Source organism: Streptomyces sp. NPDC033216 (assembly GCF_055577115.1).
The window spans coordinates 36,253-42,552 of record NZ_JBVIQK010000040.1; the positions used below are offsets into that span (position 1 = coordinate 36,253).

The 6,300-nt window shown below is 72.5% G+C and carries 5 protein-coding genes and 1 pseudogene; 3 read left to right on the forward strand and 3 right to left on the reverse strand.

The genetic code is table 11. The annotated features are described in order from the left end of the window. Positions 1 to 23: 23 nt before the first annotated feature. Positions 24 to 1,970 (reverse strand): hypothetical protein, encoded by a 1,947-nt coding sequence (locus ACZ5Y0_RS35270; protein ID WP_469132726.1) that lies wholly within the window; start codon positions 1,968 to 1,970, stop codon positions 24 to 26. A gap of 154 nt (positions 1,971 to 2,124) precedes the next feature. Next, positions 2,125 to 2,334 carry a hypothetical protein gene (locus tag ACZ5Y0_RS35275; protein WP_469132727.1) on the reverse strand — a complete coding sequence of 70 codons (210 nt, stop codon included), beginning with the start codon at positions 2,332 to 2,334 and terminating at the stop codon, positions 2,125 to 2,127. A 130-nt stretch (positions 2,335 to 2,464) separates the two neighbouring features. Between ACZ5Y0_RS35275 and ACZ5Y0_RS35280 the strand changes: the two genes are divergently transcribed. Then, positions 2,465 to 3,439, forward strand: a complete 975-nt coding sequence (locus ACZ5Y0_RS35280; protein WP_469132728.1) for a carbohydrate kinase family protein — start codon at positions 2,465 to 2,467, stop codon at positions 3,437 to 3,439. A 27-nt stretch (positions 3,440 to 3,466) separates the two neighbouring features. Here the strand turns inward: ACZ5Y0_RS35280 and ACZ5Y0_RS35285 are convergent, their stop codons facing one another. Next, positions 3,467 to 4,855 (reverse strand): aminotransferase class V-fold PLP-dependent enzyme, encoded by a 1,389-nt coding sequence (locus ACZ5Y0_RS35285; RefSeq protein WP_469132729.1) that lies wholly within the window; start codon positions 4,853 to 4,855, stop codon positions 3,467 to 3,469. 292 nt (positions 4,856 to 5,147) lie between these two features. Between ACZ5Y0_RS35285 and ctaC the strand changes: the two genes are divergently transcribed. Both ctaC and ACZ5Y0_RS35295 read left to right on the forward strand, forming a co-directional pair. After that, positions 5,148 to 6,107 carry an aa3-type cytochrome oxidase subunit II gene (ctaC, locus tag ACZ5Y0_RS35290; RefSeq protein WP_469132730.1) on the forward strand — a complete coding sequence of 320 codons (960 nt, stop codon included), beginning with the start codon at positions 5,148 to 5,150 and terminating at the stop codon, positions 6,105 to 6,107. Beyond that, positions 6,104 to 6,300, forward strand: a pseudogene (locus ACZ5Y0_RS35295) (aa3-type cytochrome oxidase subunit I); the annotation flags it as partial. The gene ctaC and the pseudogene ACZ5Y0_RS35295, both read left to right, overlap by 4 nt.

Here is a 6,300-nt window from a genome sequence, read left to right on the forward strand (position 1 = left end):
GCCGCCTTCCACGTGTCCGGCGCCTACCGGGGCAGCCGTGCTCCCGGCTTCTCCAGGGGGACCGGCGCGCCGTCCGAGCCGACGACCGTCCGGGCGCCCAGCGCCTCGTCGAGCTTCACCGTCCGGTGGAAGAACTTGGCGATCTTGATGCAGATGGCGTCCGGCCACGGCGTCTCGGTCACGGTGACCTTCACCCGGTCCCCGTTCTCCACCGCCGTCGCCTTGTAGTCGGAGCACACCCCGCCCGTGAAGCCGACGACCAGGTCGTCGCCCTCGGCCGTGTAGCCGTCGACCTTCACGTCACGCGTTTCGGTGCCGGAGGCCGGCGCGGACGGCGTGGCGGCCGGCGGCGCGCTCAGGAAGTCCGGCTCGACCGCCGGATACGTCACCGTGTAGTCGTCCCCGGCGCCGGTCCCGCGCACCGAGAACAGCCAGGACGGCACCAGTACCTGCCGGCCGCCCGAGGCGTGCGGCGCGAGCCCGAACACCGCGTCCTCGACCGTGAGTGTCTCCTTCCGCTGCCCACCGCCCGACCCCTCGCAGGGGCTCTCCAGCCGGTCCTTCGCCGGCACGGGCGTGGCACAGCCGCCGATGCCCCTACGGTGACCGGTCCCCGGCGCCGCGTTCATCCGGTCCAGCGTCTCCTGCGCACCCAGCACCGGGTACGTCTCTCCCGCGGCCGGCGCCTTCACCTGGCCGCTGCCGCCGACGATCTCGCCCTGGACGCCGACGGTCACGCCGGTCGTCCAGCCGTAGGTCGGCAGGCCGCCGATCTCGGGGTCGGCGTTCACGATCCGCCGCGCGCCCATGACCTGGCTCGCGTCGATCTTGGCGTCGTCCTGGCCGACCGCCTTCAGCACCGGGGCCGCCGCCTTCCTCGCGGCCGCCTCACCGACGGGGTCCGCCACCGAGTCCGTCGCGTCCGGGGCGCAGACGTCGCTGCCGCTCTTGCAGGCGTCGGTGCCGGAGGCGTACCGGCTGAACGTCCACAGGCCGGGCGCCCCCTTCTCCACCCGGAGCACCGGCCCGGACCCGTCCGTCCCGGAACCGACCCTCCAGGCTCCGCCCTCGGCCACCGGAGTCCCCTCGACCCCCAGCGCACCCGCCAGCCGGGCCACCTCGGCCTGCGTGACCTCGCCCTTCGCCCAGTACACGGAGGCCGAGCCGGGACCGTCCGGCAGGACGCCGTCGGCCCGGTAGGTCACCCCGTACGGGTTGGGCTCACCGGGCGCGATGCCGTTGCCGCTCTCCTCGGCGGACGCCGGGGCGTAGTCGTCCAGCACGAGCGCCGGGGGAGTACCGCCCCCCGAGGGCGCCCCGGCGCCGCCGTCGGCGCCCCCTCCCGCGCCGGCGGCGAGATAGGCCCCGCCCCCGCCGACGATCAGCACGGCGGCGGCGACGGAGGCGACGAGCACGGAGGAACGCCGTCGGCCGCCTTCGGGGGCGCCGTCGCCGGGGAAGCCACCGACGACACCTGCTTCGGAGCCCTCGTCCGCCCCGGTCACGGGCTCCTGAGCCCCGGCCGGTGCGACGGGGCCCGCCGACTCACGCTTCGCGGAGCCGGACGCCGGTTCGGGGGCGTCCGGCGCAGACGGTTCGGAGGCCGCTTCGGGCTCCCGGATCTCGGGCGGTGGTTCGGAGGCGTGGGGCGCGGCCGGGTCGGCGGCCGCTTCGGGTTCCCGTGCCTCGTCCGCCGGGCCGGCCGCGGGAGCCTCCGGGCCGGGAGCGGGCGCCTCCGCACCCGCACCCGCTCCCGGCCCGGCACCGGTCACGCCGGTCTCGCCGGACCCGCCGGGTTCCTCGACCGTGACCCCATCGCCGTGCCGGCCCCCGGCAGCGGCACCCCGGTGCTCCGGCACACGCCGGTCGTGTGGGCCGCGCCCGTCCGACGGCGTACCCGGGTCCTGCGGGCCGCGCCCGTCCTCCGGCCCGCGTGCGGCGTCGTCGTTGTCGGGTCGCTCGGTGTTCACCGCATCGCTCCTTCGGCTGCTCTGCTGTCGTATCCCAGATCCCCTTCACGGGGGACAGCGATGGGACGCAGCGGGGGAGCGCACGGTTCCCCTACGGGCGCCGCGGCCGAAAGAGGGGCCGCGCGAGCTGCCGGGGCCGGCTCGCGCGCCCGTGCTAGTTGCCGTACTCCGGCATCGCCTCCAGCAGGCGCGCCGAGGCCGCCGGGACGGTCACGCCGTGGATCAGGGACAAGGGCACGGGACGGGCCGCGCTCTTCCGCGGGGCGGTCCAGTGCGGAACCATCCGCGCGCAGTCACCCCGGAGCGACGCCAGGTCGCCTTCGAGATCGGCCGGAGCGGGCGAGTGGACCTCGTGGTTTGTCATAGGTCGCACGGTACGCAGGGAGGAGCCCGCGAAGAAAGATCTACTATCGGGTAGTTTCGTCCGCTTCAGTGGTGGCGGCCGACCGGGTAGCGTGAACTGTCAATCCCCCTCCCACAGGAGAGTCCACGCCGTGCGCATCGCAGTCACCGGCTCCATCGCAACCGACCACCTCATGACGTTCCCCGGCCGCTTCGCCGACCAGCTCGTCGCGGACCAGCTCCACACGGTCTCGCTCTCCTTCCTGGTCGACAAGCTGGACGTACGGCGCGGCGGGGTGGGCGCGAACATCGCCTTCGGTATGGGGCAGCTCGGCACGAAGCCCATCCTGGTCGGGGCCGCCGGCTCCGACTTCGACGAGTACCGGGCCTGGCTGGACCGGCACGGCGTCGACACCGCCTCGGTCCGCATCTCCGAGACCCTGCACACCGCCCGTTTCGTGTGCACCACGGACTCCGACCACAACCAGATCGGCTCCTTCTACACGGGCGCGATGAGCGAGGCCCGCCTCATCGAGCTGAAGACCGTCGCCGACCGCGTCGGCGGCCTCGACCTGGTCCTGATCGGCGCCGACGACCCCGAGGCGATGCTGCGCCACACGGAGGAGTGCCGCTCCCGGAACATCCCCTTCGCCGCCGACTTCTCCCAGCAGATCGCCCGCATGGCCGGCGAGGAGATCCGCATCCTGCTGGACGGGGCGACGTACCTCTTCTCCAACGAGTACGAGAAGGGGCTCATCGAGTCCAAGACCGGATGGAGCGACGAGGAGATCCTCGGCAGGGTCGGCCACCGCGTCACCACCCTCGGCGCGCGGGGCGTGCGCATCGAGCGGGCCGGTGAGGACCCGATCGAGGTCGGCTGTCCGCAGGAGGAGCGCAAGGTCGAGCCCACCGGCGTCGGCGACGCCTTCCGCGCCGGGTTCCTCTCCGGCCTGGCCTGGGACGTCTCCCTGGAGCGCGCCGCCCAGGTCGGCTGCATGCTCGCCACCCTGGTGATCGAGACCATCGGCACCCAGGAGTACCGGCTCCTTCGCGCCCATTTCATGGACCGTTTCGCGAAGGCGTACGGCGACGAGGCCGCGGCCGAGGTGCAGAAGCACCTGAGCTGACGCGCGGCAGCCGCTACCTCGGCCGGCTCAGTGGAGCCGGCGGACCAGATGGGCCGAGCCCCGGTCCGCCGGCTCCTCACCGACGTACTCCTGCCCCCGCATCTGACACCACGCGGGGATGTCGAGCCGGGCGGCCTCGTCGTCGGCCAGGACCCGCACCGTGCCGCCGACCGGCACGTCCCCGATGACCTTCGCCAGCTCGATGACGGGGATCGGGCAGAGCTTGCCGAGGGAGTCCACGACCAGCTCGTCCGCCCCGGCGACGGCCGTGGGCGTGGGCGTGGGCGTGGGCGCTCCGAGCTTCTCCCGGACCCCCGCCACCGCGCCCGGCAGCACGGCGAGGAGCCGCTCCACGTCCTCCTCGGCCGTCCCCGGCGGCAGCGACACCCGCACGTTCCCCTCGCTCAGCACCCCCATCGCCTTGAGTACATGACTCGGCGTGAGCGTGCTGCTCGTGCAGGACGAACCGGACGAAACGGAGAAACCTTCCCGGTCCAGCTCATGCAGCAGGGTCTCCCCGTCGACATAGAGACAGGAGAACGTGACGATCCCGGGCAGCCGCCGCTCCGCGTCCCCCACCACCTCCACGTCCGGCACGGACCGCGCCACCCCCGCCCGGATCCGCTCCGTCAGCTCCCGCAGCCGGGCCGCCTCGGCCGCCGCCTCCGCCCGCACCGCCCGCAGCGACGCCACGGCGGCCACGATCGCCGGGATGTTCTCGAACCCGGCCGCGCGCCCCGACTCCCGCTCGTCGGAGGGCCCCTGGGGAGCGAACCGGACGCCCTTGCGCACCACCAGCAGCCCCACCCCCGACGGGCCGCCCCACTTGTGCGCGCTCGCCGCCAGCAGCGACCAGGGCCCCGCGACCGGACCCCACCCCAACGACTGGGCCGCGTCGACGAACAACGGGACCCCCGCCTCCCGGCACGCCTCGGCCACCTCCGCCACCGGCTGCTCCGTCCCCACCTCGTGATTGGCCGACTGGAGGCAGGCCAGCGCGGTGTCGGACCGCAGGGCCCCGGTATAGGACTCGACGGTCACCGCGCCGGACCGCAGTACCGGCACCCGGGTCACCGTCCCGCCCGCCGACTCGAAGACCTCGGCCGAATGGAGCACGGAGGAGTGTTCGACCGCTGACACGATCAGGTGGCGTCCGGTGCGCCGCCGGCCCGCCGACGCCCCCGCGACACCGCTGTGCACGGCCCGCGTCCCGGACGGGGTGAACACCACCTCGTCGGGCCGGCACCCGACCGCCTCCGCCGCGGCCTCGCGGGACGCGTCGAGCAGCATCCGGGCCCTGCGGCCCTCCCGGTAGAGCCGTGCGGGATCGGCCCACCCCTCGTCGAGCGAGGCCAAAAGGGCCTGACGGGCCACGGGGTGGAGAGGGGCGGCGGAGGCGGCGTCGAAGTAGGGCACACGGCAACGGTAGAACGCGGGGGAGCCGGACGGCGGCCGGGGAACCACGCGACCGGCCACAAACCCTCCCGCACGCTCTCAACAAGCCCCATCCCCGAGCGATTAGGCGCCTCCTCCCACCCTTGGGCATGACCCCCGGCGCGTTGCCCACCCCTCCCCGCGCGACCCCAAAACGCGTCCAGTAGGGTTTGGTCCGCATAAACATCCAAACCCCTGCCCGACGCAGGGCGGCGACCTACCAGCGAGAAGGCCGCAGCCGACCGCGCGGGCGAGACTCTCGGGAAGGCGCTACGTGAGTCCCAACGGCTCCGACCGCTCGCCGCGGCGCCCGATGCGGCGGAAGCTGCTGCAGGCACTGACCGCGGGCCTGGTCCTTGCGACCGCAACCGGTTGCACATACGAGGACTTCCCCCGCCTTGGTATGCCCACCCCCACCACCGAAGAGGCTCCGCGGATCCTCTCCCTGTGGCAGGGCTCGTGGGCTGCCGCGCTGGCCACCGGCGTGCTGGTGTGGGGCCTGATCCTGTGGAGTGCTTTCTTCCACCGGCGCAGCCGCACCAAGGTCGAGGTACCTCCGCAGACCCGGTACAACATGCCCATCGAGGCCTTGTACACGGTGGTTCCGATCATCATCGTCTCGGTCCTCTTCTACTTCACGGCCCGCGACGAATCGAAGCTGCTCAGCCTCGACAAGAAGCCCGACGTCACGGTCAACGTGGTCGGCTTCCAGTGGAGCTGGTGCTTCAACTACATCGAAGGCGTCGACGGTTCCACCGGTGACGCGAAGTCCGACAAGGACCTGGCCGCGATCCCGGACCGGTACAAGAAGGACTTCCCGGCCGACGCGGGCGGTGTCCACACCTGCGGCACCCCCGGTGAGCGGAACCCGCAGACCGACAACCCCGGTCCGACCCTCTGGCTCCCCGAGGGGAAGACGGTCCGCTTCGTCCTCACCTCGCGTGACGTCATCCACTCCTTCTGGGTGGTGCCGTTCCTGATGAAGCAGGACGTCATTCCGGGCCACACCAATGCCTTCCAGGTGACCCCCAACAAGCAGGGCACCTTCCTGGGCAAGTGCGCCGAACTCTGCGGCGTCGACCACTCCCGGATGCTGTTCAACGTGAAGGTGGTCTCCCCCGAGCGTTACGAGCAGCACCTCAAGGACCTGGCCAAGAAGGGGCAGACCGGTTACGTTCCGGCCGGCATCGAGCAGACGAGCCCCGAGAAGAACCGGGAGTCGAACATCCTGTGAGCATCCTCAACGAACCCCAGGGTGCCGCCGCAGCAGGGTCCCACTATGAGGACGAGCTGCCGGTCCGGCGCCAGCGCCGCGGCGAAGTCGTCGTCAAGTGGCTGACCACGACGGACCACAAGACGATCGGCACGCTGTACCTCGTGACGTCGTTCGCGTTCTTCTGCATCGGTGGCGTGATGGCGCTCTTCAT

Excerpts from the sequence above, each read along its gene's own strand:
- ACZ5Y0_RS35275 (WP_469132727.1), bottom strand. The coding sequence starts at position 2,334 with ATGACAAACCACGAGGTCCACTCGCCCGCTCCGGCCGATCTCGAAGGC.